The 23772-nt window shown below is 72.1% G+C and carries 26 protein-coding genes; 10 read left to right on the forward strand and 16 right to left on the reverse strand.

From position 1 onward, the window contains the following. Window positions 1-269 precede the first annotated feature (269 nt). Window positions 270-473 carry a hypothetical protein gene (locus tag WN71_RS42590; RefSeq protein WP_052742978.1) on the forward strand — a complete coding sequence of 68 codons (204 nt, stop codon included), beginning with the start codon at window positions 270-272 and terminating at the stop codon, window positions 471-473. Window positions 474-641: 168 nt separating this feature from the next. Here the strand turns inward: WN71_RS42590 and WN71_RS08140 are convergent, their stop codons facing one another. The 3 genes from WN71_RS08140 to WN71_RS08150 form a co-directional block, all read right to left on the reverse strand. Continuing rightward, on the reverse strand, window positions 642-1142 hold the full coding sequence (locus WN71_RS08140) for an inorganic diphosphatase (RefSeq protein WP_046584296.1): 501 nt from the start codon (window positions 1140-1142) through the stop codon (window positions 642-644). A 190-nt stretch (window positions 1143-1332) separates the two neighbouring features. Next, a complete protein-coding gene (locus WN71_RS08145) occupies window positions 1333-1719 on the reverse strand; it encodes a hypothetical protein (RefSeq protein WP_240529591.1) in 387 nt (128 codons plus the stop codon). A gap of 605 nt (window positions 1720-2324) precedes the next feature. Next, the gene (locus tag WN71_RS08150; RefSeq protein WP_046584294.1) at window positions 2325-2888 is read right to left on the reverse strand and encodes a cysteine hydrolase family protein; all 564 of its coding nucleotides are present in this window, start codon (window positions 2886-2888) and stop codon (window positions 2325-2327) included. Window positions 2889-3194: 306 nt separating this feature from the next. Here WN71_RS08150 and WN71_RS08155 point away from each other — a divergent pair, with 306 nt between their 5' ends. Next, entirely contained in the window at window positions 3195-3824 is a 630-nt protein-coding gene (locus tag WN71_RS08155; RefSeq protein ID WP_046584293.1) for a hypothetical protein, read from the forward strand. 104 nt (window positions 3825-3928) lie between these two features. Here the strand turns inward: WN71_RS08155 and WN71_RS08160 are convergent, their stop codons facing one another. From WN71_RS08160 to WN71_RS08170, 3 genes are all read right to left on the reverse strand, one after another. Next, window positions 3929-5113: an alcohol dehydrogenase catalytic domain-containing protein gene (locus tag WN71_RS08160; protein ID WP_046584292.1), complete on the reverse strand. Its 1185-nt coding sequence runs from the start codon at window positions 5111-5113 to the stop codon at window positions 3929-3931. A gap of 93 nt (window positions 5114-5206) precedes the next feature. After that, on the reverse strand, window positions 5207-6253 hold the full coding sequence (locus WN71_RS08165) for an SDR family NAD(P)-dependent oxidoreductase (RefSeq protein ID WP_240529592.1): 1047 nt from the start codon (window positions 6251-6253) through the stop codon (window positions 5207-5209). A gap of 160 nt (window positions 6254-6413) precedes the next feature. After that, on the reverse strand, window positions 6414-6749 hold the full coding sequence (locus WN71_RS08170; protein ID WP_046584290.1) for a helix-turn-helix transcriptional regulator: 336 nt from the start codon (window positions 6747-6749) through the stop codon (window positions 6414-6416). 267 nt (window positions 6750-7016) lie between these two features. Here WN71_RS08170 and WN71_RS08175 point away from each other — a divergent pair, with 267 nt between their 5' ends. After that, complete coding sequence (locus WN71_RS08175; protein ID WP_046584289.1) at window positions 7017-7352, forward strand: ANTAR domain-containing protein; 336 nt, start codon at window positions 7017-7019, stop codon at window positions 7350-7352. Between the two features lie 89 nt (window positions 7353-7441). Here the strand turns inward: WN71_RS08175 and WN71_RS08180 are convergent, their stop codons facing one another. The 7 genes from WN71_RS08180 to WN71_RS40775 form a co-directional block, all read right to left on the reverse strand. Then, a complete protein-coding gene (locus WN71_RS08180) occupies window positions 7442-8119 on the reverse strand; it encodes an HAD family hydrolase (protein WP_046584288.1) in 678 nt (225 codons plus the stop codon). A 19-nt stretch (window positions 8120-8138) separates the two neighbouring features. After that, a complete protein-coding gene (locus tag WN71_RS08185; RefSeq protein WP_046584287.1) occupies window positions 8139-9104 on the reverse strand; it encodes an LLM class F420-dependent oxidoreductase in 966 nt (321 codons plus the stop codon). Between the two features lie 87 nt (window positions 9105-9191). Further along, the gene (locus WN71_RS08190) at window positions 9192-9533 is read right to left on the reverse strand and encodes a hypothetical protein (protein WP_046584286.1); all 342 of its coding nucleotides are present in this window, start codon (window positions 9531-9533) and stop codon (window positions 9192-9194) included. Window positions 9534-9537: 4 nt separating this feature from the next. Continuing rightward, window positions 9538-10458: an NrfD/PsrC family molybdoenzyme membrane anchor subunit gene (nrfD, locus tag WN71_RS08195; RefSeq protein WP_240529593.1), complete on the reverse strand. Its 921-nt coding sequence runs from the start codon at window positions 10456-10458 to the stop codon at window positions 9538-9540. Then, entirely contained in the window at window positions 10455-11369 is a 915-nt protein-coding gene (locus tag WN71_RS08200) for a 4Fe-4S dicluster domain-containing protein (protein WP_046584284.1), read from the reverse strand. The genes nrfD and WN71_RS08200 overlap by 4 nt, the downstream gene beginning before the upstream one ends. A gap of 19 nt (window positions 11370-11388) precedes the next feature. Beyond that, complete coding sequence (gene fdh / locus WN71_RS08205; protein WP_046584283.1) at window positions 11389-14634, reverse strand: formate dehydrogenase; 3246 nt, start codon at window positions 14632-14634, stop codon at window positions 11389-11391. Between the two features lie 90 nt (window positions 14635-14724). Beyond that, entirely contained in the window at window positions 14725-15084 is a 360-nt protein-coding gene (locus WN71_RS40775; RefSeq protein WP_420856472.1) for a hypothetical protein, read from the reverse strand. A gap of 395 nt (window positions 15085-15479) precedes the next feature. On the opposite strand from WN71_RS40775, the gene WN71_RS08215 reads away from it, so the two are divergent. Genes WN71_RS08215 through WN71_RS08240 form a run of 6 tightly spaced genes read left to right on the forward strand, consistent with a single transcriptional unit; the run spans window position 15480 to window position 19211 of the window. Further along, window positions 15480-15635: a hypothetical protein gene (locus WN71_RS08215; protein ID WP_420856473.1), complete on the forward strand. Its 156-nt coding sequence runs from the start codon at window positions 15480-15482 to the stop codon at window positions 15633-15635. After that, complete coding sequence (locus tag WN71_RS08220) at window positions 15632-16084, forward strand: MrpF/PhaF family protein (protein WP_046584281.1); 453 nt, start codon at window positions 15632-15634, stop codon at window positions 16082-16084. The genes WN71_RS08215 and WN71_RS08220 overlap by 4 nt, the downstream gene beginning before the upstream one ends. After that, window positions 16081-16341, forward strand: a complete 261-nt coding sequence (locus WN71_RS08225) for a Na(+)/H(+) antiporter subunit B (RefSeq protein WP_046584280.1) — start codon at window positions 16081-16083, stop codon at window positions 16339-16341. Before WN71_RS08220 ends, WN71_RS08225 begins: the two co-directional genes overlap by 4 nt. Continuing rightward, entirely contained in the window at window positions 16338-17078 is a 741-nt protein-coding gene (locus WN71_RS08230; RefSeq protein ID WP_046584279.1) for an MnhB domain-containing protein, read from the forward strand. Before WN71_RS08225 ends, WN71_RS08230 begins: the two co-directional genes overlap by 4 nt. A 43-nt stretch (window positions 17079-17121) precedes the next feature. After that, complete coding sequence (locus WN71_RS08235; RefSeq protein WP_046584278.1) at window positions 17122-17472, forward strand: sodium:proton antiporter; 351 nt, start codon at window positions 17122-17124, stop codon at window positions 17470-17472. Continuing rightward, window positions 17469-19211, forward strand: a complete 1743-nt coding sequence (locus WN71_RS08240; RefSeq protein ID WP_046584277.1) for a complex I subunit 5 family protein — start codon at window positions 17469-17471, stop codon at window positions 19209-19211. Before WN71_RS08235 ends, WN71_RS08240 begins: the two co-directional genes overlap by 4 nt. Before the next feature lie 47 nt (window positions 19212-19258). Here the strand turns inward: WN71_RS08240 and WN71_RS08245 are convergent, their stop codons facing one another. From WN71_RS08245 to WN71_RS08255, 3 genes are all read right to left on the reverse strand, one after another. After that, complete coding sequence (locus tag WN71_RS08245; RefSeq protein WP_206300043.1) at window positions 19259-20875, reverse strand: phytoene desaturase family protein; 1617 nt, start codon at window positions 20873-20875, stop codon at window positions 19259-19261. A 108-nt stretch (window positions 20876-20983) separates the two neighbouring features. After that, a complete protein-coding gene (locus WN71_RS08250; protein ID WP_046584275.1) occupies window positions 20984-21463 on the reverse strand; it encodes an SRPBCC family protein in 480 nt (159 codons plus the stop codon). A gap of 343 nt (window positions 21464-21806) precedes the next feature. Continuing rightward, on the reverse strand, window positions 21807-22493 hold the full coding sequence (locus tag WN71_RS08255) for a GAF and ANTAR domain-containing protein (protein ID WP_240529594.1): 687 nt from the start codon (window positions 22491-22493) through the stop codon (window positions 21807-21809). A gap of 445 nt (window positions 22494-22938) precedes the next feature. Between WN71_RS08255 and WN71_RS08260 the strand changes: the two genes are divergently transcribed. Continuing rightward, a complete protein-coding gene (locus tag WN71_RS08260) occupies window positions 22939-23718 on the forward strand; it encodes a SigB/SigF/SigG family RNA polymerase sigma factor (RefSeq protein WP_240529595.1) in 780 nt (259 codons plus the stop codon). Window positions 23719-23772 lie beyond the last annotated feature (54 nt).

Below are 23772 nucleotides of genomic sequence, written 5' to 3' on the forward strand. Positions count from 1 at the left end.
GCCGAGTTCCCCCGATGCGCCGTCCGACGCATCGGACACCGGTACGTCTCCACGCGCGTCGGGCGGGGGCCCGGGGGGTATTCGGACGTGCAGACGATTTCCGGCATGGGAGGGATGGGGAGAGCGATGCTGTCCCACACGCTCGAGAACGGTGTGCTGGTCCTTCGAGCGCAGAGCGGTGCAGCCCCGGAGAAAGATCTGGCGGCCCTGATCAGCGGCCTGATCCATGTGCATGCCCCCGACCCTCGGTCGTCGTCCTTGACGGCGACGTGAGCGAGGCGGTGATCGATACGGTGGTGGAAGCACACCGGCGGTGCCGGGAGCTGGACGTTCTGGTGTCGGTGGCGACCCCCAGTGCTCCGGCCCGACGGCTGCTGCAGGCCCGCACCGGTGGCCGCGACGACCACGGAGCACGACTGGTCATCCACGCTCGCGTCGATACCGCCATCACCACGTCCGACGCTGCCGCTTGACCGTGCCGTGCGGTGCTGAGCAGGTCCCGCAGGGTCCTGCACCAGGAGCGGCTCGCCGCTGTGGTGCGCGGCAAGTGGGTTCGCGCGGGCGTCCGTTCGGTGCCTCGGCGGGTCCGGACCGCGGTCTGCGGGCGCGCTGCTGACAAAAGGATCAGCGTGCCCGCCACGTCACGCGGACCTTCCGGGCGTGGTGTCCGCGGCCCGGGTGCGGGACGCCTCGATCTCCGCGTAGGCCTGGTCGCGTCCCTCCCAGTGGGAGCCCTCGACGGACTTGCCGGGCTCCAGGTCCTTGTAGACCTCGAAGAAATGGGTGATCTCCATCCGGTCGAAGGAGGGGATGTCGCCGATCTCCTGCACGCCCGCCCAGCGCGGATCATGAGCGGGCACGCACAGGATCTTCTCGTCCGGGCCGTGCTCGTCACTCATCACGAACATGCCGACGGCACGGCACTCGATCGTGCAGCCGGGGAACGTCGGCTCACCGACCAGGACCAGGGCATCCAATGGGTCCCCGTCACCGCCGAGGGTGTGGTCGATGTAGCCGTAGTCGGCCGGGTACTTGGTCGAGGTGAACAGCAGCCGGTCCAGGCGGATGCGGTGCAGCTCGTGATCCATCTCGTACTTGTTGCGGGACCCTTGGGGGATCTCCACGATCACGTCGAACTCCACGACGGCCTCCTAGCCTTGTCGTCGGCCTGCAATCGGGCGGCGGAACCCAGCAACTCGAAGCGGTGCGGCCCCTGTTCGCCTGATGGCGCGGCAGCACGGTCGGAAAGGCGCGCACCCGGGCGGCAGCCGTCCTCGAACGGGTCGGCATCCCACGGGCCGGGGCACGGGGGGCGGGCTGGATCGGCTGCCCTCATGGCGTGCCTTGCTTCGTCCTGAGGGCGTCGCGCAGCCGCCGTAGATCGTCCGCGGGCCGCCCCAGACCGTTCAGCTGGAGCCGGGCCGCCTCCGTGCGGGCGTCCGGGTGCACGGTGAAGGCCAGGTTCACCGACTGGTGCACCATCCACTGGTCGTAGTTCAGCAGTCGGGCCGCGTACGCCCGAGTCCGTACGAGGTCGACGTCGGCCAGCGGCAGCTCCCGCAGTCGGGACCGCAGATGGACAAGGGCCGAGCTCGCGTCGCCGCAGTCCCGGGCGGCCTGCCCGGGGACCGGGCCGGGCTCGCCGCAGGAGGCCACCGCCGCGTCGGCGTGCTGCTGAGCAGCGACGGCGTCGTCCAGCAGGGCGAGCAGGGACCGCACCTGCGCAGGCCGCGGCGCACAGGGCCGATCGGGGCGAGGACGCAGCCGGGTGACGAGGCGGACGGCACGTCGCAGCATTTCGGTGCCACCACCGGGCCGGGATACGGGCATGGTTCCTCCTGGTCAGCACGGCTGGACCAGGGACCGTCAGCGGACACCTCCGCGGTTGCGGTGAGCCCCATCACCGGCGCTCCCGCCAAGGGTGCGCACCTCCAGTGTGCGCCTCCCGCCGTGCCCGGGCGCCCCGCCTGCACTCGCCATGCGACGAACCGGACCGCCGACCGAGATCGTCAGCGCACGATCAGCACCGATCCGGGGCGTGCCGGCAACGGCGCCCTGTCGGCCTCGCGCGCCGCGCGTCGCGGCCCGCGGCGCGCGAGGCCTGAGGTCGTGAGGCGGACCTCCGTCCGAGGGCGGCGGGGTCAGTCGCCGAGGGCCTGGCGCAGGGTGGCGCGGCAGTCGATGACGGCGTCGACTCCGACAATGCCGAGGTGAACCGGTCGGCAAACGCATCACCGCCCGCATCCCCCTCGACGGCGAGCCCCCGCGAACCCTCTCACGACCGTGAGCTTCACCGTCGCTGTCACGGCGCGGGCCACGCACCTTCACGATGCCCGGAAGTCGACTTCCTTCGCCCGGACGATCCGGGCATCCATGTTGCGTTCCATCATCTCCAGTGCGGCGGCCTCCAGATGCGGCTGAATGGAGGCGACGGCGTCCCTCGGCACGGTGACACTCAGATGGCGGATGTGCGCGTCCAGCGCGGAGTACAGCACGCACTGCTCGGTGACCTGGCCGGTCAGCACGACGGTGCCGACGCCCAGCTCCCACAGCAGATACGCCATCGGTGTGTCGTGGAAGATGGAGTGGCGGGTCTTGACGACGAAGAGGGAGTCGTCGTCCGGGCGGATCGGTTCGACCAGGTCGGCGCGCGGCCGCGAGAGCGCGGCGTCGACGAGTTCGCCGTGGTGGGACCGCCACAGTCCGAAGTTGTCGTTCGCGTAGATCACCGGCACGTCCGAGGCGCGGGCCCGGGTGATCAGCTCCGCCAGGACCGGTACGGCCCGTTCGGCGGCCGGCGCCAGCAGTTCCGCGTCCTCGTGCTCGTACGTGTTGATCATGTCGATCACCACGAGTGCGCTGCGACCACCCTCTGCGGTTCCGACCATGGTGGGCCTCCTCTCGTGGCGTCAGCCTCGCAGAGCCTGGAGTGTGGCGCCGTGCCGGCCGAGGCCGAGGTGCCCCCTCGGCCCGGGCCGGTCCGGCTGTGCCTGATGTGCCGTGGCTCGCCCCGACGGACTCGGACTGTGTCGCTGCACGAGCGGGTCGGGCGCGTCGCCTCCTGACGGATTCGGCGGCCTGATCGTGGCGGCCGGTGCCGAGTACCCGGCGGCCGCCCGTGTGGTGCATGAATGTCTTTCGGTGGGACGGGTACTGGAGACCGGTCCGCGACAGACGACTTCACGGAGTTCTCCATGGCCCTGCGCGTACTGCCCCGGAAAGCCTGGCGCAACTGGCGGCACTCCACCGACCTGCGGATCCCACTCCGTTCGACGGAGGTGGAAGACGCGAGCCGGCGGTTTCTCCTGTACGGGCTCCTGCCGTCGTGGGTGGTGCCCGGCCTGGCGGACTGGTGGATGCACAAGCGGACCCGGATCGAGCACACGAGCGGCACGAAGGAATCGGCCGTCCACGCCCTGATGATGACCGAGGCCGGGGTGCCCGTGCTCATGGGGCTGCTCGCCAAGGTCAATCCGCTGACCCTCTCCGTGATGGGGGGCGCCGCTCTGGCCCACGGCGCGACGGCCGTGTACGACGTGTCGCTGGCCGTGGGCGAGCGGGAGGTCCGCCCCATCGAGCAGCACATCCACAGCTTCCTGGAGGTCCTCCCGCTCACCGCCTTCGCCTTCACCGCCTGCCTGCACGCCGGCCAGGTGCGCAGGACCCTGGGGGGTGGCCGTGATCCCGAGGACTGGCGCCTGCTGCCCAAGGAGCACCCGCTGCCCGCCGGGTACCTGACCGCGTTGGCCGGGATCGTCGTCGCCGGCGTCGCCGTGCCCTACGCGGAGGAGCTGTGGCGCTGCGTGCGCGCCGCGGCGCGGTGAGGGCGCCGGAGCCGTTCTCCGCAGCCCTCGGGCTCGGCGTCGCCGCCGCGGCGGCCGCGCTGAACCGGCGCAGGCCGCACTGAACCGGCGAGGGTGCGCCGGTCTCACGGGTGGAGGAGCGTCTTGACCATGCCGTCCTCCTTGGCCTGGAACATCGCGTAGGCCTTGGGGGCCTCTTCCAACGGCATGTCGTGGGTCTTGAAGGAGTCCACGCCGAGCGGATCGGCGTCGGTCAGCAGGGGCAGGATGTCGTCGACCCAGCGCCACACGTTCGCCTGGCCCATCCGCAGCTGGATCTGCTTGTCGAACATGGTCAGCAGCGGCATGGGGCTCGCGGCGCCGCCGTACACGCCCGAGACGGAGACCGTCCCCCCGCGCCGCACCAGTTCCATGGCCAGGTGCAGAGCGGTCAGGCGGTCCACGCCGGCCCGCTCCATGAGCGGCTGCGCGACGCTGTCGGGCAGCAAGGCGGTGACCCACTGGGCGGCCTTGGCGAACGGCGCACCGTGCGCCTCCATCCCGACCGCGTCGATGACCGCGTCGGTCCCGCGGCCTTCGGTGAGTTCCCGTACGGCCTCGGTGAGTTCCGCGCCGTCGCGACCGGCGTCCAGGCAGGTGACACCGTGGGCCGTCGCGCGGGTGAGCCGCTCGGCGACCGGGTCGATCCCGATGACGAGCCCGGCGCCGCGGTGCTGCGCGATCCGCGTCGCCATGTCACCGATCGGGCCGAGCCCGAGGACGGTCAACGTGCCGCCTTCGGGCAGGTCGGCGTACTCGACCGCCTGCCAGGCCGTCGGCAGGACGTCGGACAGATAGACGTAGCGGTCGTCCGGCGGCCCGTCCGGGACCTTGATGGGCAGCCTGTTCCCGAAGGGGACCCGCAGCAGTTCGGCCTGGCCGCCCGGGACCTGACCGTAGAGCTTGGTGTACCCGAAGAGCGAGGCGCCGGTGCCGTGTTCACGGACCTGCGTGGTCTCGCACTGGGAGTGCAGCCCGCGGTCGCACATGGGGCAAGCGCGGCACGAGACGTTGAACGGGATCACGACGCGGTCGCCCGGCTTCAGGGCGTGGACCTCGGAGCCGGTGTACTCGACGACCCCCATGGGCTCGTGGCCCAGGATGTCCCCGGGGTCCAGATAGGGGCCGAGCAGTTCGTAGAGGTGGAGGTCGGATCCGCAGATGCCGCTCGACGTGATCCGTACGATCAGGTCGTCGGGCTCCACCAGCCTCGGGTCCGGCACGGTCTCCACACGGACGTCCCGCTTGCCGTGCCAGGTCAGTGCGCGCATGAGAAATCCTTCCGTCACGGGGGCCGACCGGGGTCGGCCGTCCGGTGGGGCCGACCGCGGCCGACTGCCCGGTGAGTCGACCGAGGCCGGCCGTCAGGCGCTGGTCGGCGGGCCCGGGATGTGCTGGTTGTAGCGGTGTGCGGCCCGGTCGTTGAGGAGGCTGCCGAGCCTGCGTACCTTCTCCGTCCACGTGGCCGCCGTCCGGTCGATGACGCGGCCTTGGTCGAGGTCGTGGCCCTGTTCGAAGCCGCCGCTCTGCTCGAAGCCGTCGGCCGCCTCCCCGGGTACAGCCGGGGGAGGGGGCAGGAGCCGGGCCGCGAAGCCGCTGAGCCGGGTGACCGTGGCCGGGGCCACGCCGTGCGCGACCGACGCGGCACGTGCGGCGGGGGTGAGCACCAGGCGAGTCCTGCGCCGTTCCAGCGCCCGGACGATGCGCTCCGCCGCCCGGTCGGCGTCCATCGAGACGACGGGTGTCCCCGAGAGCGCGGAGAACCAGGCGAATTCCCGGGAGGAGCGCCCGCCGAACTCGGCCTGCAGATGGGACCCGGTGCGCATCAGGCCGGGATGCACGGTCGTGACCGTGACGTCGTTCTCGGCGGTCTCCGCCCGCAGCCCCTCGCCGAGCGCTCCGACGGCGGCCTTGGCGCACGAGTAGGGCAGCAGATGCGGGACGGCAAGCAGCCCGCCGACGGAGCCGATGAGACACAGCCTGCCTCCCGCGGCGCTGGCGCGCAGGCGGGGGAGCGCCGCCATGGCCGTGTTCACGGTGCCGCCGAAGATGGTGGCCATGGCGTCCTCGAAGGTTTCGGCGCCGAGCGATGCCACCGGGGCCACCTGGATGACCCCGGCGTTGGCGACGACGACGTCCAGGCCGCCGTGTCGGGCTTGCGTCTCCCGGACCACCGACTCGACGGCGTCGCGGTCCCGTACGTCGCACACCGCGGTGGAGAACTTCTTGCCGGTCCGCTCCTCGGCCCAGGCCGCGCCCCGTCGCAGCTCGTCCGCGTCGCGGGCCGCCAGCGTGACCTGGCAGCCGCGTCGGGCGAGCCGGGCGGACAGCAGCAGTCCGAGCCCTCGGGAGCCGCCCGTGACCAGTGCCGAGAGTCCGACCAGATCCGAACGGCGTGCAGTCGTCGCCACCTTCATCACCTCGCTCGGGGAGAGATGGCGAGTACCCGCATCGGGGCGATCGGACGCGTGTTTTTTCGCAGCGGGGGTCGTGCGGTGCGCGCCGAGCGGTCGGGACGCTGGGCCGCTGGTCCGGTCTGGGACGGCGCGGGCGGGGACGGGGCGTCGGCCGTCAGTGATTCTCTGCGTCCTGGGGCACCGAGGCGGCCGGGTCGTGGTGCGCCAGGAGCGACAGCAGGTCCGCGACCGTCGCCGGGGCGTCGGCCGGGTGGCGCAGGAACGTGTCGGCAGCGATGCGGTAGACGTTGGAGCGGCCCTCCCGGTGGTGGGTGAGGTAGCCGCCGTCCTCCAGGTCGCTGATGATCTTCTGCACGGCCCGCTCGGTGAGCTGGCACCGGTAGGCGATGTCGCGGACTCGGATCGTCTGGTCTGCGGCGATGGCGGCCAGCACGCGCGCGTGGTTGGTCAGGAACGTCCAGCCGCTGTGCGGCTCCGGTGCGCCATCCATCCCCTCACCATAGGGCTCTCGGTTCACGTAATCAAAAGGATGTACTGGGATTCGTGTATTGCTTGACGCGAGTGGGTGTTCGGGGTGATGCTGGCATCGACCGAGAACTGTGATGCCGACACCAGCCATGAACCGTACGGACCTGGAGATCTCATGTCCGAGCGTGTACCTGCGTCTTCGGATGGCACAGGCCGGCCCACCCGCGCATCAGGCCAGGGTGGGTGCGCACACATCGGCGGCTTCCTCGAGGGAGAGCGCACGACAGGCGTGGAGACGGAGCCGGAGGTCTTCTCGCAGGACGAGGCCGTGAGGCTGCTGCGGGAGATCGAACAGCTCAAGCGCGCTATGGAGAGCCGGCCCGTCATCGACATGGCCCGTGGGATGCTGATGGCCGGATTCGCCTGCACACCGGACGAGGCATGGAACCTCCTCGTCGCGGTCTCCCAGCACGCCAACATCAAAGTCCGCCTGGTCGCGCAGGCCGTCACCTCGACCGCGGCCGGCGAGCCGATGCCTGCCGACCTGCAACGGCATCTCACCGAGGCCGTGCGGGCGTGGCTTGCTCGAAGGGGCCCGGGCCCCGACGGCAGCCCGCGCCGGTGACCCGGCCACCGTTCCGGGTCCCGCGCCCCCCTCCACGCCGTTCAGGCCGGCGGCGCTCCCTCGCGTCCCGTAGCCCAGGACAGGCGCCCTCACCCCCGTGCGGGCTCGGCGAAGACACCGGTGTCCAGGCGGGCGAGGACTTCGGCCACATCCCGGTGGACCACCTCGGCCCCGGCCTCCTCCAGATCGGCCCGCGGGATGCCGCCGGACAGCACCGCCACCGCCGTCACCCCGTCCCGCGCGGCGGCCTCCATGTCCCAGACGGTGTCGCCGACGAAGACCGCCCGCCCGCTCGGCACCCCGGCGAGCTCCCTGGCCCGCGCGACGGGATCGGGCGCGGGTTTGCCCGAGCTGACGTCGTCCGCGCTGGCCGCTCCTAGGATGACGTCGTCGGCGTCGATGGCACGGCGCAGCGCGGAGAGCTCCGCGCCGCCCGCCGAGGTCGCCAGGACGATCGTCCAGCCGCGCCCGGCGAGCGCGCGCAGCAGTTCGCCCGCGCCCTCGAAAGCGGGCAGTCGATCGAAATAGGTGGCGTAGAGGGCGTGATGGGCGGCTTTCAGCTGTCCGTCGCCCTCGGGGTCGCGTTCCTTGCCGAGCAGGTGCTCGATGAGGTCGTCGCCGCCGAGGCCGACGGCCCGGTGCACCTCTCGCATGGGAACCCGGTGTCCGGCCTGCCGGAACGCCTCCCACCAGGTGACGACGTGCAGATGGTTGGTGTCGACGAGGGTTCCGTCGACGTCGAAGATCGCGGCTCGTTCGGTGCTCATCGCCGGTGTCCTCGCGTTCTCACAGCTCGCGGAGGGCGGGGAGCAGCTTCTGCTCGGCCCAGTCCAGGAAGGGCTCTTGACGGTCCCCGCCGATCTGGACCAGCGCGACCTCGGTGAACCCCGCGTCGGTGAAGGCCCGTACGGCTTCGACCACGCTCTCGACGTCGTCGCCGCAGGGGATGGAGTCGGCCACGTCCTCGGGGCGTACGAAGCGGGTGGCGCTCGCGAACGCGTCGGGGCCGGGCAGCTCGGAGTTGACCGGCCAGCCCCCGCCGAACCAGCGGAACTGGTCGTGGGCGCGCGTGATCGCCGCGTCGCGATCGGTGTCGTAACAGACGGGCAGCTGGCCGACCTTGGGCTTGCCGGCTCCGCCGTGGCGGTCGAACGCGGAGATCAGTTCGGGTTCGGGTTCCGTTGCGATCAGGAGGTCGGCCAGGTGGCCGGCGATCTCGCACGCGTGCTCGCCCGAGACGGCGACGCCGATCGGCGGTGGGGTGTCCGGCAGATCGAAGAGCCGTGCGTTCTCCACGTCGAAGTGGGCGCCGTGATGATTGACGTTGTCTCCGTCGAAGAGGGACCGGATGATCGTCACGGCTTCCTCCAGCATGTCGAGACGGATGTGGGCCGCGGGCCATCCGCCGCCCACCACATGCTCGTTGAGGTTCTCGCCGGAGCCGAGCCCGAGGCGGAAGCGTCCCTGGGACAGGAGGTGCAGGGTGGCGGCCTTCTGGGCCACGACCGCTGGGTGATATCGGGTCGTCGGGCAGGTCACGTATGTCATCAGCGGGATGCGCTCGGTGGCCTGCGCGGCGGCGCCGAGCACGCTCCAGGCGTACGGGGCGTGCCCCTGGGAGTCCAGCCAGGGGAAGTAGTGGTCGGACGTGACCGAGAAGTCGAATCCGGCCCGTTCGGCGCGCACCACGTGGTCGACGAGGTCGCGGGGTCCGGCCTGCTCGGTCATCATCGTGTACCCGATCTCCACCATGTCGCTCTCCTCCTCCGTCGAGGGCGGGACGGTCGGCGTGCGGGACGTGAGCCCACGTACGTCCGGGTCCCGTGTTCTTCGGCCCCGCTACCGCTTGGCGTCGAGCCGCAGGTCGACCTCCTTCTCCTGGTCTCCCGAAGCGGTGCCCCGCTCCCGCACCATGAACGCGCCGTTCAGCGCCTCGCACAGGAGGTCGACGGCGAGGCAGCCGCCCTGCAGCGTCGCGCTGACCGGGCCTGCCAGCGGGGCCGGACCGGTCGGGATGCGGTCGTCGGCGGTCGCGATCCGCGCGGTCCACACCACGGGGCGGGATCCCGGTGGATCCTCGGGCAGGTCCGCGGGGCGGTCGGTCGGGAACGCCGTGTGCAGCACGTCGAAGACGGTGGCGGCGTCCTCCTTGGACGTTCCGGTGAGCGAAACGGTGACCACGGGGTCACTCTCCTTCTCGCTGGGGTACGACGGTGTACTGGGGGTCCTGGGCGGAGGCGATCCCCGCCGCGAAGACGCCGAAGCGGGTGCAGACCGACCCACCGAGCAGGGCGAGGCCGCCCAGCACGGCGGCCGGCCTGCTGCGTCCGCCGGCCAGCGCCGCGGTCGCGGCGCCCGCCAGGGTCAGCGCGCGGGCGGAGCGCAGGAGCGTGCCCGCACGTCCTTCGCGCCAGGTCTCGGCCACCATGCCGAGGCGTCGCTCGGCCGCCTCGGTGGCCACGCTCTCCCCGGCGGTCGCGAGGACCGCCGCGAGACGGGCGGGCGTGTTCTCGCGCGTCGGCGCCACGATGAGTGCCATGCCCGAGGCGGCGGCCGTGGCGGACGCCGTGAACAGATAGGGGAGTTCGCGATGGGCGCCGTGCCAGGCGGGTACGGCGGTGTCGGCCGCCAGGACGGCGGTGTACGCGGCGATCGCGGGCCCGAGCAGCGCGGCTGCCGTGGTCGCGGCGGCGCCCGTGCGGGGCAGCCGTCCGGTGACGGCGCTGACGGCAGCCGCCCCGGCCGCGGGACCGTACCCGCTGAGCAGCCAGGACCCCATGCTCATGGGGGACGTCGGCTTGAAGACCCGCAGCATGTTGACGAACCGGCCCGGCCGGCCGAGATCGTGGACCAGCGCGGCCGCGGACAGGGACACGGCGGCCAGGGAGGAGACCTTCATCGCGGTGGCGGTGCGCGGGCGGCCGCCGAGCTGCGCTCCGGCGGCGAACACCGAACCGGCGCCGGCGAGTCCGCCGAGGAAGAAGTAGCCGGCGATGTCCCGGGCCGCCCAGGACGGTGCGTGGATGACGGGGCGCCCGTAGTACGACGTGAACTCGGCGCGCGGGACCATGAGTTGTTCGCCGCGCCGCTTGCGTGTCCTGGTCATCGTGCTCCCTTGGTCCGGCCCGCCAGGGCGAAGGCGAGGGCGATGCCTCCGGCGAGCGACAGCGCGGCGGTCCCCGCGTGTTTCCACATGGCGGGCAGATCGCGGGTGGTGACCACCGGGTCGGGCGGCAGTCCGTAGACCTCGGGCCGGTCGAGGAGCAGGAAGAAGGCGCCGTCGCCGCCGACCCCGTCCGCGGGATCGTGTCCGTACAAGCGGGCTTCCTCGACGCCCTGTTCGTGCAGTTGGTCCACGCGCAGGGCGGCCCGTTCGCGCAGTTCGTCGAGGGGGCCGAACTGGATGGACTCGGTCGGGCAGGCCTTGGCGCAGGCCGGTTCCTGTCCCGCGCCGAGGCGGTCGTAGCACAGGGTGCACTTGAACGCCCTGCCGTCGTCGGGGCGTTGTTCGATGACTCCGTAGGGACAGGCGGGTACGCAGTACCCACAGCCGTTGCAGATGTCCTCCTGAACGACGACCGTGCCGAACTCGGTGCGGAACAGCGAGCCGGTGGGGCACACGTCGAGGCAGGCGGCGTGCGTGCAGTGCTTGCAGACGTCCGACGACATGAGCCAGCGCAGGTCGCCCTGGTCGGGGGCGGCGTCGGCGGCCTGCGCCGCGCTGTTCGCCAAGGGCAGTTCGGTGCGGCCCTCGGGCGCGGGCACCCGCTGCTCGATGAAGGCGACGTGGCGCCAGGTCGAGGCGCCGAGGCCCTGCGTGTTGTCGTAGCTCATCCCGCTCAGCGCCATGCCGTCCTCCGGGATGGCGTTCCACTCCTTGCACGCCACCTCGCATGCCTTGCAGCCGATGCAGACCGAGGTGTCCGTGAAGAAGCCGACCCGCTCGGAGGGTTCGGGGTGGCCCGCGTCCCGGGCAGGTTCCGGCTCGGGGCCGCTCAGCAGGTTCCGGTCCGTCATGTCCGGGTCTCCGTTCCGGTCATTTCCGCGTCTCCGTCCCCGTCGTCGCGGTGATTCCCGCGCGCCGCCGGTACTCCGCCACGAGCCGCGGCAGGGCCGGACCGCGAGGACGACGACCGGGGCGGATGTCGGCCGTGAGCGCCTTGTCCTCCTGGATGTGGGCGTTGGGGTCGAGCGCGATCGCCATCAGCTCGTTGGCCGCGTCCCCGGTGGAGATTCCGTTGGGCCCCCAGTGGAAGGGCAGACCGATCTGGTGCACGGTCCGTCCGTGCACGGTCAGAGGGGTGAGCCGTTCGGTGACCAGGACACGCGCCTCCACGGCGTTGCGCGCGGTGATGATCGTCGCCCAGCCGCCGTGTTTCAGACCGCGTTCGGCGGCGAGCTGCGGTGACAGCTCGCAGAAGAACTCGGGCTGGAGCTCCGAGAGATGGGTCGACCAGCGGCTCATGCCGCCCGCGGTGAAGTGCTCGGTGAGCCGGTGGGTGGTGACGATGTACGGGTAGACCTCAGCGCCCGGCTCGTCGCCGCTGGGGTGATAGCGGTTGCCCTCGCGCGGCAGGAGCTGCCGTACCGGGGAACGCGCCGTCGACGGGTACAGGGCGTTGGGGAACGGCGAGTCCTGCGGCTCGTAGTGGGTGGGCAGCGGCCCGTCCTCCAGGCCGGCGGGAGCGTACAGCCAGCCCTTGCCGTCGGCCTGCATGATGAACGGGTCGTCGCCGCGCAGGGCGTCGGGACCGGTCGTGCCATCGGGGGGAACGTAGTCCGGTGCCCGGTCGGGAACGAAGTCGGGGACGTCATGCCCGGTCCAGATTCCGGCATCCTCGTCCCACCACACGTACGCCTTGCGTTCGCTCCACGGGGTGCCGTCCGGTGCGGCGGAGGCGCGGTTGTAGAGGATGCGCCGGTTGGCGGGCCAGGCCCAGGCCCAGTCGGCCGCCACATGGTCCTGTTCGGTGTGGGGTGTGCGGCGCGCGGCGTGGTTGATCCCGTCCGCGTAGACCCCGCAGTAGATCCAGCAGCCGCAGCGGGTGGAGCCGTCGTCCTTCAGCTCCGTGTAGGCGGAGAGCGGCGCGCCGTCCGGGCCGTGACCGTTGATCTCTGCCAGGACATGTGCGGCGACCGGCTCCCGTAGCGGCCCGTCGACGGGATAGTCCCAGGTCAGGTCCTGGACGGGCCGGTCCATCGGATCGGCCGAGCCCGCCAGCCGCTCCTTGATCCGCCGGCCCAGGTGGTAGGTGAACCACAGGTCACTGCGGGCGTCGCCCTGCGGTTCCACGGCCGCATGGTGCCACTGGAGCCACCGGTTGGTGTTGGTGAACGAGCCGGACTTCTCGGTGTGGGCGGCGGCAGGAAAGAAGAACACCTCGGTGCCGATGTCCTCGGTGCGCAGCTCCCCGGTCTCGGTCTCGGGTCCGTCCTTCCACCAGGTCGCGGACTCGATGAGAGAGAAGTCGCGGACGACCAGCCATGTCAGGTTGGCCATGCCGAGCCGCTGCAGCCGTGTGTTGGCGGAGCCGACGGCAGGGTTCTCGCCCATCAGGAAGTAGCCCTCGCAGACGCCGTCGAGCTGCGCCATGACCGTGTCGTAGGTGGCGTGGGAGCCGGTGAGCCGCGGCAGGTGGTCGAAGCAGAAGTCGTTGTCGGCGGTGGCCGCGTCGCCGTAGTACGCCTTGAGCAGGCTGACGAAGTAGGCCCGCATGTCGCCCCAGAAGCCCTTGTCGGTACGGCTGGCCTCGACGAACGCGTCCAGGTTCTCGTGGGCGTGCGCGTGCGGCATCGGCAGATAGCCGGGCAGCAGGTTGTACAGGGTCGGGATGTCGCTCGAGCCCTGGATGGAGGCGTGACCGCGCAGTGCCTGGATGCCGCCGCCCGGCCGGCCGATGTTGCCCAGCAGGAGCTGGAGGACGCAGGCGGCACGGATGTACTGGGAGCCGGTGGAGTGCTGGGTCCAGCCGACCGCGTACACGAAGGCGCTGGTGCGTTCCCTGCCGGAGTTGGCGGTCAGCGCCTCGCAGACGCGCAGGAAGGTGGCGCGTGGGATGCCGCAGGTCTCCTCGACGAGTTCGGGGGTGTAGCGGGCGTAGTGGCGCTTGAGGATCTGGTAGACGCACCGCGGGTGGGTCAGCGTCTCGTCGCGGGGCGGTCGTGCGCTGGTTCGGGGGCCGCCCGAGCCGTGCGACTCGGCGTGCCCCGAGCCCCGGGTCTTCTGCTCGTACTGTTCGTCGACGTCGCCCGCGGGTGCCTGCACCTGCACGCCCTCGTACTGCCAGCTGCGCGGGTCGTAGTGGTGGCCGTCCTCGTCGAGGCCCGAGAAGACGCCGTCGAGGTCTTCGGTGTCCCGGAAGTCCTCGTCGACGATCGAGGCGGCGTTGGTGTAGGCGAGGACGTACTCCCGGAAGTCCTTCTCTTCGGTCAGCACGTGGTTGATCACGGCGCCGAGGAAGGCGATGTCGCTGCCGGCGCGGATCGGCACGTGCAGATCGGCGAGGGCGCTCGTGCGGGTGAAGCGCGGGTCGACGTGGATGACGCGGGCGCCGCGCCGTTTGGCCTCCATGACCCACTGGAAGCCGACCGGATGCGCCTCGGCGTAGTTGGACCCCTGGATGACGATGCAGTCCGCGTACTGGAGGTCCTGCATGAACGTGGTGGCGCCGCCACGGCCGAAGGAGGTGCCGAGTCCGGCGACCGTGGAGCTGTGGCACACCCTCGCCTGGTTCTCCACCTGGACCACGCCGAGTCCGGTGAACAACTTCTTGATCAGGTAGTTCTCCTCGTTGTCGAGGGTGGCGCCGCCGAGGCTCGCGATGCCCAGTGTGCGGGCGGTGCGCAGCCCGTCCTTCTCCCACTCCCAGGTGCGGCGCCGGGTCTCCACCACCCGGTCGGCGACCATGTCCATCGCCGTCTCCAGGTCCAGCGGCTCCCAGTCGGTGGTGTACGGGCGCCGGTACAGGACCTCGTGCCGGCGCGCGGAGCCGGTGGTGAGCTGGAGGGTGGCCGAGCCTTTGGGGCACAGACGGCCCCGGCTGATCGGCGAGGCGGGGTCGCCCTCGATCTGGACGACCTTCTCGTCCTTGACGTAGACCTGCTGGCCGCAGCCGACCGCGCAGTACGGGCAGACCGACTGCACCACCCGCTCGGCGTTGTCGGTGCGCGGCCTCAGTCGCTTCGTGCGGCGCGACACGGCGGCGCTGCCGCGCCCCAGCGGGTCGGGTCCGGTCAGCTGACGGTAGACGGGCCACTCGCCGATCCACGTGCGTATCCCCATCGTGACTCCTTTCCGGCGGCCGGGTCCGGTCGGTGGTCGCGGGCCTCGCTCCCCGCGTCGCCGTCCGAGCGCCCGCGGCGCGCGAGGGTGTCAGCCGGACGACTCGTCCGGCACCGGGTGCTCGGGGCGGGAGCTGCCGGAGTGCGCGGCGCCCCGGCGGCCGGTGCCCGCCTCGTCCGTGTCCGGGACCTCCGTGTCGGGGACGCCTGTGTCCGGGTCCGCCTCGGACGTGTCGGTGTTCGCAGGGCCGGGCCGCCGCGAGTCCTCGGCTTCGTCTTCCGGGCCGTGGCGCCGCGCCCCGGCGCCGCTCCCGGTCGACGGTCCGCGCTCTCCCACGACGTCCCACGGGTCCTCGCCGGCTGACGCCTGCTGATCGGGCAGGTCCCTCGGTACGGGCTTCGGCATCGGCCCCTCACCGGTCCCGGGGCCGTGCGGACGGGGCTCGCTCACAGCGTCCTCATTTCGTCGCGCGGGTGTGGCGTGACGCGCAAGTACCCCTCTCGTTCGTGATGATGCAGGTGATCGCCGGATCGCCGGATCGCCCGCGTCGAGCCCGGCGCCGACGGACCCGCGCGGGGCCGCCCGCCACCGGTTCCCCCGGGGCCCGTCCCTCCCGCGTGGTGCATGTCCGCCGCGCGGCAGGGCACTGGAGGAGCCGGGCTCACGCACCGCGACCACGACGGGCACGCGGACCACGACCACGCGGAGGTCACCTTGCACGCGACGACGGCACTCCTTCCGGCCGGCAGCGCGAGGTCGTCGCCCCGCCCGTGTCCCGGCTCGCCGAGTCGGCGCCCGGCATCCGGCCGTGACCTGAGATGAGGGCGGGACGGCCGGCCGCCGTCGTGGCCGAGATCCTCCTCTGGCAGGTCGCGCTGACGGCACTGTGGTTCGTGCTCATCAGCACCGTCGAACCGCTGGAGGTGTTCGTCGGGCTGGGCTGCGCGCTGGTGGGCGCGGTCGCTGCGGTGGCGGCGCGCCGGGCGGTGAGCGGCCGGTGAACGCGTGGCTCGCGTGTGCGGCCCTGCTGCTGGTGGCAGGTCTCCTCCCCGTGGTGTGGGGCACGGCGCGGGGTCCGCTCGGGCACCGGGCCATGGCGCAGAACTGCGGCACCTCCGTCGTGTGCCTGGTGATGTTGCTGCTCGCCCAGGGCTACGGGCGCCCCGCCTACACCGACCTCGCCCTCGTCCTCGCCGTCCTGGGCCCGGTCGGCACGCTCGTCTTCGCGCGCCTGCTCGCCGACGAACTGGGCGAGGCACCGCGCTGGGCGCGGCCCGCGACCGCGCTGGCCGTCGGGGCCACCGCACTGGTCGTGATCGCGTCCTGCGTCGCGACCGGCCCGGGAAGGGCCGCGGTCAAGGTCGCCCTCGTCGGAGTCCTGCTCGCGGCCGGGAACGTGATCGCCTCGCGGGACCTGTCCGCGGCCCACCGCGACGGAGGCCACGGATGACTGACGCGCTCGTCCTGATCTCGCTGTTCGCCGTCGCCGCGACCGCCACGGCCGCTGTGGTGGTGCGTGACCCCGCCCGCCAGGCGCTGGTGCTCTCGGTGCTCGGCCTGGCGCTCGCGGTGCTGTTCACCGTCCTCCAGGCGCCCGATGTCGCCCTGTCGCAGCTCGCGGTCGGCTCGGCACTCACCCCGCTGCTGATCCTGCTGTCCGTGCGCAAGGTACGGCGTCGCGGGCGGCGCGAGGAGGGTGAGCGATGAGCCGCCGGGTGCGGATGTGGATCCTGGCCGTGGGCGGTCTGGGCTTCGCCGCCCTGTTCGCGGCCGCCTGCCTGCGGCTGCCCGGCTTCGGCGGAGACAGCCACCCCTATGGCGAGCGGGCCGTGCGGGCGGCGCTGGCCCACCGCACCGCCAACGTCATCGCCGCGGTCAACTTCGACCAGCGGGCCTTCGACACCCTGGGCGAGGAGAGCATCCTGTTCGCCGCCGTGCTCGGCACGGTCGTCCTGCTGCGCCAGACGCGCGAGGAGCGTGAGGTGCCTCCGGAGCCGGCCCGTGTCCCCCTCCTCGTCCGCCGCTACGCGCTCGTCCTGCTGCCCGTCGCGATCGTCGTCGGCCTGTACGTCGTCGCCCACGGCCAGCTCAGTCCGGGAGGCGGCTTCCAGGGCGGAGTCGTCCTGGCCACGGCGCTGCACCTGCTCTACATCGGAGCGGACTACCACGCCCTGGAACGCGTGCGCCCGGTCGGCGTCTACGAGTTCGGGGACGCCGCCGGAGAGGGCGCCTACCTCGTCCTGGGCCTCGCCGGATTCGTCGCCGGCTCCTCGTTCCTGGCCAACAGCGTCATCGGACACGGCACCTTCAACACGCTCGCGTCGGGCGGCACCGTGCCCCTGCTGAACATGGCCGTCGGTATGGAGGTGGCCTGTGCGGTCGTGGTGCTGCTGGCCCGCTTCCTCGACCAGGCGGTGGAGATCGAGGAGGAGAAAGGGACATGAGCGAGCATCGGGGCGGCGACGGCCGTGGGGACAGGAGGGCGTCATGATGTCCGTCGTGCCGTACTTGGTCGCGGGCTGGATCTTCCTGGCCGGCTGCTACGGCCTCGCCACCAGCAGGCATCTGGTGCACGCGGTCGGCTGCCTGGCGGTCTGCCAGTCCTCGACGTACGTGCTGCTGCTGGCCGTGGGCTATCGCGACGGCGGTACCGCTCCCGTCTTCTCCGACCTGCGACCGGGATCGAGACCGCTGGTCGACCCCGTCGTGCAGGCGCTGGCCCTGACGGACGTGGTGGTGGGCGCGACGGTGACGGCCCTCCTGCTCGCCCTCGTGATGCAGGTCGCCAAGCGGCACGGCACGGTCGACCCCGACGAACTGTCCGAGCTGCGCGGATGAGCCGACTGCTGCCCCTGGTCGTCGCGCTGCCGCTGCTCGGCGCCGCCGTCCTGGTGGGCGCCGGACGCCGCCTGCCGCGCGTCGTCGCCGAGACGATCGGCTGCGCCGTGGCGGCCGCCACCGCGGGGCTGGCCGTCGCGCTCCTTGCCGATGCGGGGCCGGGGGCCGTCGAGTGGGTGGGCGGCTGGCGCCCGCACGGCGGCGAGGGGGTCGGCATCGTCCTGGTCGGCGACGTGCCGGGGGCCGGCCTGGCGTCGCTGGTCTCCCTCCTCGTCGTCGCCGTACTCGTCTACTCCTGGCGCTACTTCGACGAGCCGCCGCACCGGCACGCGGGCTCCTTCCCCGCGCTCGTCCTGCTCTTCCAGGCAGGCATGTGCGGCTTCGCGCTCACGGGGGACCTCTTCGACGCCTTCGTGTTCTTCGAGCTGATGGGTGTCGTGGCGTACGCGCTGACCGGCTATCGCGTGGAGGAGGCGAAGGCCGTGCAGGGCGCGCTCACGTTCGGAGTGGTCAACTCGCTCGGCGCGTACGCGACGTTGACGGGGATCGTGCTGCTGTACGCCCGCACCGGCGAGCTGAACATGCGGCAGATCGGGGTCCGACTCGACGCGCTCGGCGGGCCCGACGCGCTGACCCTGTCCGCCTTCGTCCTGGTCCTCACCGGTCTCCTGGTCAAGGCGGCGGCCGTGCCGTTCCACTTCTGGCTGCCGGACGCGCACGCCGTGGCACCGACCCCGGTCTGCATGCTGCTGTCCGGGGTCATGGTCGAACTCGGCACGTACGGCGTGTGGCGGGTGTACCACACCGTCTTCGCCCGACCCGGTGGCATCCCGGCGCCGGACGCCGAACGCGCCCTGGTCACCCTCGGCGTCCTGACGGCACTGACCGGTTCGGTGATGTGCTGGCAGCAACGGCACATCAAGCGGCTCCTCGCCTTCTCCACCGTCGCCCACACGGGTCTGTTCCTCATCGGCATCGGTCTGCTCGACTCCACGGCGACCAGCGGAATCGCCGTGTACATCGCCGGCCACGCGGGTGCGAAGGCCGCTCTCTTCGCCTGCACGGGCATCCTGCTGGATCGGTACGGCAGCGTCGACGAGCATGAACTGTTCGGTCGCGCACGTGAGTTGAAGGGGGTCGGTGTGCTGTTCGCGATCGGCGCGCTGGCGCTGTCCGGGCTGCCTCCGTTCTCCACGGGTCTCGGCAAGGCGCTCGCGGAGGAGGCGGGCGGCGCGATGCTCACCGTCGTGTTCGTCGCCACGTCGGCGGTCACCGCGGGGGCGGTGCTCCGGGTCGCGGCACGGGTGTTCCTCGGTGCGGGGGAGCGGCCCGCGGCGGCGCAGGCGTTCGAGACGACGGGCGACCGGGAGGAGCCGGAGAGCCGGGGGCGGCTCGGCCGGGTGCCCACGACGATGACCGCGGTACCGGCCGTCCTGCTGGGTGGGGCGCTCGTGGCGGGTCTGCTCCCGGGCTTCGCGACGCGGGTGGGCGAGGCGTTCGACGCCGGGAATCCACCGCACTGGACTGCGGAGGGTCTCGTCCTGGGCCTGGTGTCGGCCGCGCTCGCGGTGGTGTTGGCCGGCGCGAGCGTCCGCGGCCCCGTCCGCCGGGAACCGCACGCCTGGACGAAGCCGCTCCGCCGCCTCCACTCGGGCCACATCGGCGACTACGTGGTCTGGCTCCTGGCGGGCATCACGTTGCTCGGCGCGCTGGCCCTGCCGGGCGTTCTCGCGGGGTGATCCCCGCCGGGGTGCGGGGGGTGCCGGGTGCCGGGGCGTGGGCGCTGTCAGCGCTGTCCGGCGCGGTCGCGATGGGTCAGTCGTTTCTGGAGGTGGGCGACGGCGCCGGTGCGCTGTCGGCGGAGGGCGGCGCGCGCGGCGTTGGCGCCGGGTGCGCCGTGGACGCCGCCGCCCGGGTGCGCGGAGGCGGAGGCGAGATAGAGCCCGCGCACGGGGGTCTCGGGACGGCCGGCGCCGGGGGTGGGACGGAACACCAGCTGCTGGTGCAGTGCGGTGGTGCCGCCGTTGATCGCGCCGCCGACGAGGTTGGCGTCCAGACTCTCCAGCGTCGGCGGGGCGAGGATCCGCCGGGCTCTGACGAGAGCGCGGAAGCCGGGGGCGTACCGCTCGACCTGTGTCTCGACACGGTCCGCCATGGCTTCCTGCTCCCGGGCGTCCCAGGATCCGGTGAGCCTGTCGTCCCCCGCGTCGCCGCGCACCCGGCGCGGTATGTGCGTGTACGCCCAGGCGGACTCGGTGCCCCGGGGCGAACGGCTGGGGTCGGTGGTGGTCATCTGGCCGAAGAGGGCGAAGGGTTCGTCGGGGACATGGCCCGTGGCGATCTGCGCGGCGAAGCGGGTGAGGGCGTCCACGCCCTCCGCGAGATGGACGGTTCCCGCTTGCGCGGCCTGCGCGCAGGTCCAGGGCACCGGACCGTCGAGTGCCCAGTCGACCTTGAAGGTGGCGAAGTCCCACTGGAAGCGTTTCAGGTTGGCGAGCAGCCTGCTGGGAAGGTGTTCTTCCGCGACGAGGGAACCGTAGAGCGCCGGCGCGGTGACGTCGGCGAGGACCGCTCTGCGGGCCGTGACCGTCTCCCCGCCCCCGGTGCGGACGCCGACGGCTCGGCCGTCGCGGACGACGACCTCGGTGACGCGCTCCCCGCACCGGACAGCGCCGCCGCGGTGCGCCAGTCGGCGGACCAGAGCCGAGGTGAGCGTTCCGGCGCCGCCGGTGGGGACGGGGAAGCCGTAGGTCTGGCCGAGCATGGACATGAGCCAGCCGAATCCGCCGCTGCCGGCCGACTCCGGTGCGAGATCCGCGTGCAGGGCGTTGCCGGCGAGCAGAAGCCTGCCTCCTTCGCCGCAGAACTTCTCCTCGCCCATGCGCCGGACGGGCAGCAGCATGGTCCGGGCCAGCCGCAGCCCGCCTGCCGCTCGCAGCCGCAGCGCCAGCCGGGCGCCGGCGCGGATCGGAGGGAACGGTGTGAACAGGGCGTCGAGCAGGCCGGGCCGTAGGGCTTCCCAGTCGTCCCGGAGCTCCTTCCACGCGGCTCCGTCACCGGGGGCGAACGCCTCCAGACTCGCCGCCGTCTCGTCCAGGTCTCGGCTGAGGACCGCGCAGCGGCCGTCCCGCAACGGATGGGCGAGCACCTTCGGGGCGTGGCTCCAGCCGAGCCCCTCCCGTTCCAGGTGCAGGCCGGCCAGGACGGGGGAGGCGGCGGCGAGGGGGTAGAAGGCGCTGAAGAGATCGCTGGCGAAGTCGGGGTCGACCCCGCGGTCGTGCCGGACCGCTCCTCCGGGCTCGTCCTGGGCCTCGAGGACTTCCACGCTCCAGCCCGCGTCGGCGAGGAGGTTCGCGGCGACCAGCCCGTTGGGACCGGCCCCGATCACTACTGCGTCCGTCATGATGTGCTCCCGGCCGGTTGGGTGGTGCGGCACCTGGGAGGGGGCGCGGCCGGCTCCAGGTTCCGGCGCCGGGCTGCCTCCGTGTTTTCGGCGCCGGTCGGCGCCGGTTCAGGCCGTGCGCGGTCGCGGTCGCCCGGCTGTCGTGCGGGACGAGGTGTCGTCCTCCTCGCACAGCCGGGCGAGACGGGCCAGCATCGCGCGGCTGCGCAGATGCTGCGCCGCGTCCAGGAGGCTGTTGTGCAGGGCGCCGCCCGCGCCGCGCAGCGGATGTTCGTCGAGGATGATCAGTGTGTGCTCGCCCCAGGGCCGCAGTTCCATCGCGATCCTCGCGGTCCCCAGCGGCCCGCTGTGCGCTTCCAGTTCCAGGACGGAGGGTGGTTCGCTGCGCCGGACGACGGTCTGGTTGTGCAGGGTGAGCGGTCCGATCTTGATCTCGTAGCGTAGGGCCGCTCCCAGCTCGGGCCACACCCCCTCGTCCAGTGCGGCCCGTGAGGTACCGACGACCCAGTCCCCGTACCGTTCGACGTCGGAAAGGATCTTCCAGACGTCGTCGGGAGACTTCCTTATCAAACGGTGTCGTACGGCCATGGATGCCTCCGCCGTCCGAAATGCCCTGTTCCCCTGCCGCGGGTTCCCACCTCGGAGCCCGGTACACACTGCGCCCGGGGAGGCAGCGATCCGGGACGCCGGCCTTGACCGGCCGTCAGGCGCGGGAGGCCGAGGGCGGCCCTTCCGTGATGCGTTCGGCAGGGTCGTGGCCGGTGGGGCGTGGCAGGTGTCGGGTGCGGAAGGCGGGGGACCCGGCGGGCAGGACCGGGCGCTCGGCGTCCCCCGGGAGGCCCGCCCGGCCCAGGCCTCTCCGGTTCGGACCGTGTGCCGGGGAGGCACCAGGACCTCCCGGCGGGCGGTTGCCGACGGCTGCAGACGGTGACTACAGGCTGCCCTGGGCGCAGATGCGGCGGGCGACCTCGCGGAGCTTGATGTTGTTCTGTTGGGAGTAGCGGCGCAGGACGTCGAAGGCCTGCTCCTCGGTGAGGTGGCGGGCGCCCATGAGGATGCCCATGGCTTCGCCGATGAGGTGCCGGGTCGCCACCGCATGTTCCATCTGGGCGTGGGTGCGGGCGGCGGAGAAGGCGACGGCGGCGTGCGAGGCCAGCAGCCAGCCGGCCGTCTCGCTGTCCTCGGTGAACGCGCCGGGCTCGCGGGAGTAGAGGTTGAGGGCGCCGAGATCCTCGTCGTCGGTGAACAGCAGGAAGCCCATCATGCTGCCGATGCCGAGGGCCTTGGCCTCGGGAGCGTAGGCGGGCCACCGCGGCTGCTCGTCGGTGACATCGGCGATCCGGAACACCCGGTCGCCCAGAGAGCTGCGGGCGGCGTCGAAACACGGTCCTTCGCCCAGCCGCTCCTGCAGCCGGTCGCTGTCCACGACCAGCTGATGGGTGGGGGCGAGGCTCTCCACCCGCGTGCCGTGCAGCACGAGAATGCCGGCCGCGTCACACCCCGTGACCAGCTCGGTCGCCGAAGCGGTGATCCGCTCCAGCGTGGCATCCACCGAATCCTGCGCCAGCAGATCCCGCGCCATCGCCGCCATCTGCTGCGCGAACGCCACCCAGTCCACGTCCGCCTCCCACGTCGCCGGCCCGTACGCCTGCTACCCATTCTTCCAGGTAACCGCGCAGGACGGACGCAGGCCATTCCGCCCGCCTGCCGATTTCACAGTGCGGCGGCGGAGGAGCGCGTGGGACCGAGGCGAGGGACGGTGGGTGGACGAGCCACGGGTGTGGTCACCCTCGGTGACGGGGTGTTTGCTGTCGCGGCGGCGGGGCACGCGCCACCGTGGCGCTTCGGACCGGAGGCGCATGCCGAGCGGGCTCCTCCCTCTGCCGCCGCACTGCTTCCGGCCGAGTGGAACTCCGTGCGGCGAACCCGGCTTGTTCGCTGTCGTGCCTGGTCGTTCCGGCCCGTGCACGGCGCTCACCCGTTCAGGAGTGGACCCTGTGCTCTCTGATTCGCCCGTGAACTCCCGTCCGCACGCTGTCGGAGGCTCCGCGTCGGAGCCCTGTGTGACATCGCGGGTCCCCACGCGGGCTCATGAAGGCTGCCCCGCGTCCGCCCCCCTCTTCGCGCGCCTCACACGCTTGGAGGCCGGTTCCGAGCGCGACCGTGTGCGGGAGGAGCTGGTGGCCCTGTGGCTGCCGATGGCGCACCGGCTCGCCGGCCGCTTCCGTGACCGCGGTGAATCCGTCGAGGACCTGCGGCAGGTCGCCGCCCTCGGTCTGGTCAAGGCCGTCGACCGTTTCGACCCCGCCCGAGGAGCGTTCGAGAGCTACGCCATTCCGACCATCACCGGCGAGGTGAAGCGGCATTTCCGGGACCGGATGTGGGCCGTGCGAGTGCCCCGGCGTGTCCAGGAGCTCCGCAACAAGGTGCGGGTGGCACGCCGGGAACTCGCCGAGCGTCCCGGTGGACGGGAGCCGAGCCACGCCGAGATCGCCGCCCACTGCGATATGACGGTGGACGATGTCGCCGCAGGTCTCGACGCACTGGAGAGTTTCAAGGCGCTGTCACTGGACGCCGAACTGACCGAAGGCGGCGAGGGGCGCAGTCTCGCCGACACCCTGGGCGAGAGCGATCCCTCCTACGACGTCGTGGTGGACCGGGAGTCCGCGAAGGAGGCGCTGCGGCGGCTGCCCGAGCGAGAACGATCCATCCTCTACATGCGCTTCTTCGAGGACATGACGCAAAGCCGCATAGGCGAGAAGCTGGGGCTGTCACAGATGCACGTGTCCCGGCTCATCACCCGCAGCTGCCAACGAGTGCGCGAGGAAGCGCTGAGGCGCTGAGGCGCTGAGGCATTCAGGCGTTCAGGCGCGAGAGCCCGTCGCCGTCTCAGGTGC

It is taken from the genome of Streptomyces mangrovisoli (genome assembly GCF_000974985.2).
Lineage (GTDB): Bacteria > Actinomycetota > Actinomycetes > Streptomycetales > Streptomycetaceae > Streptomyces > Streptomyces mangrovisoli.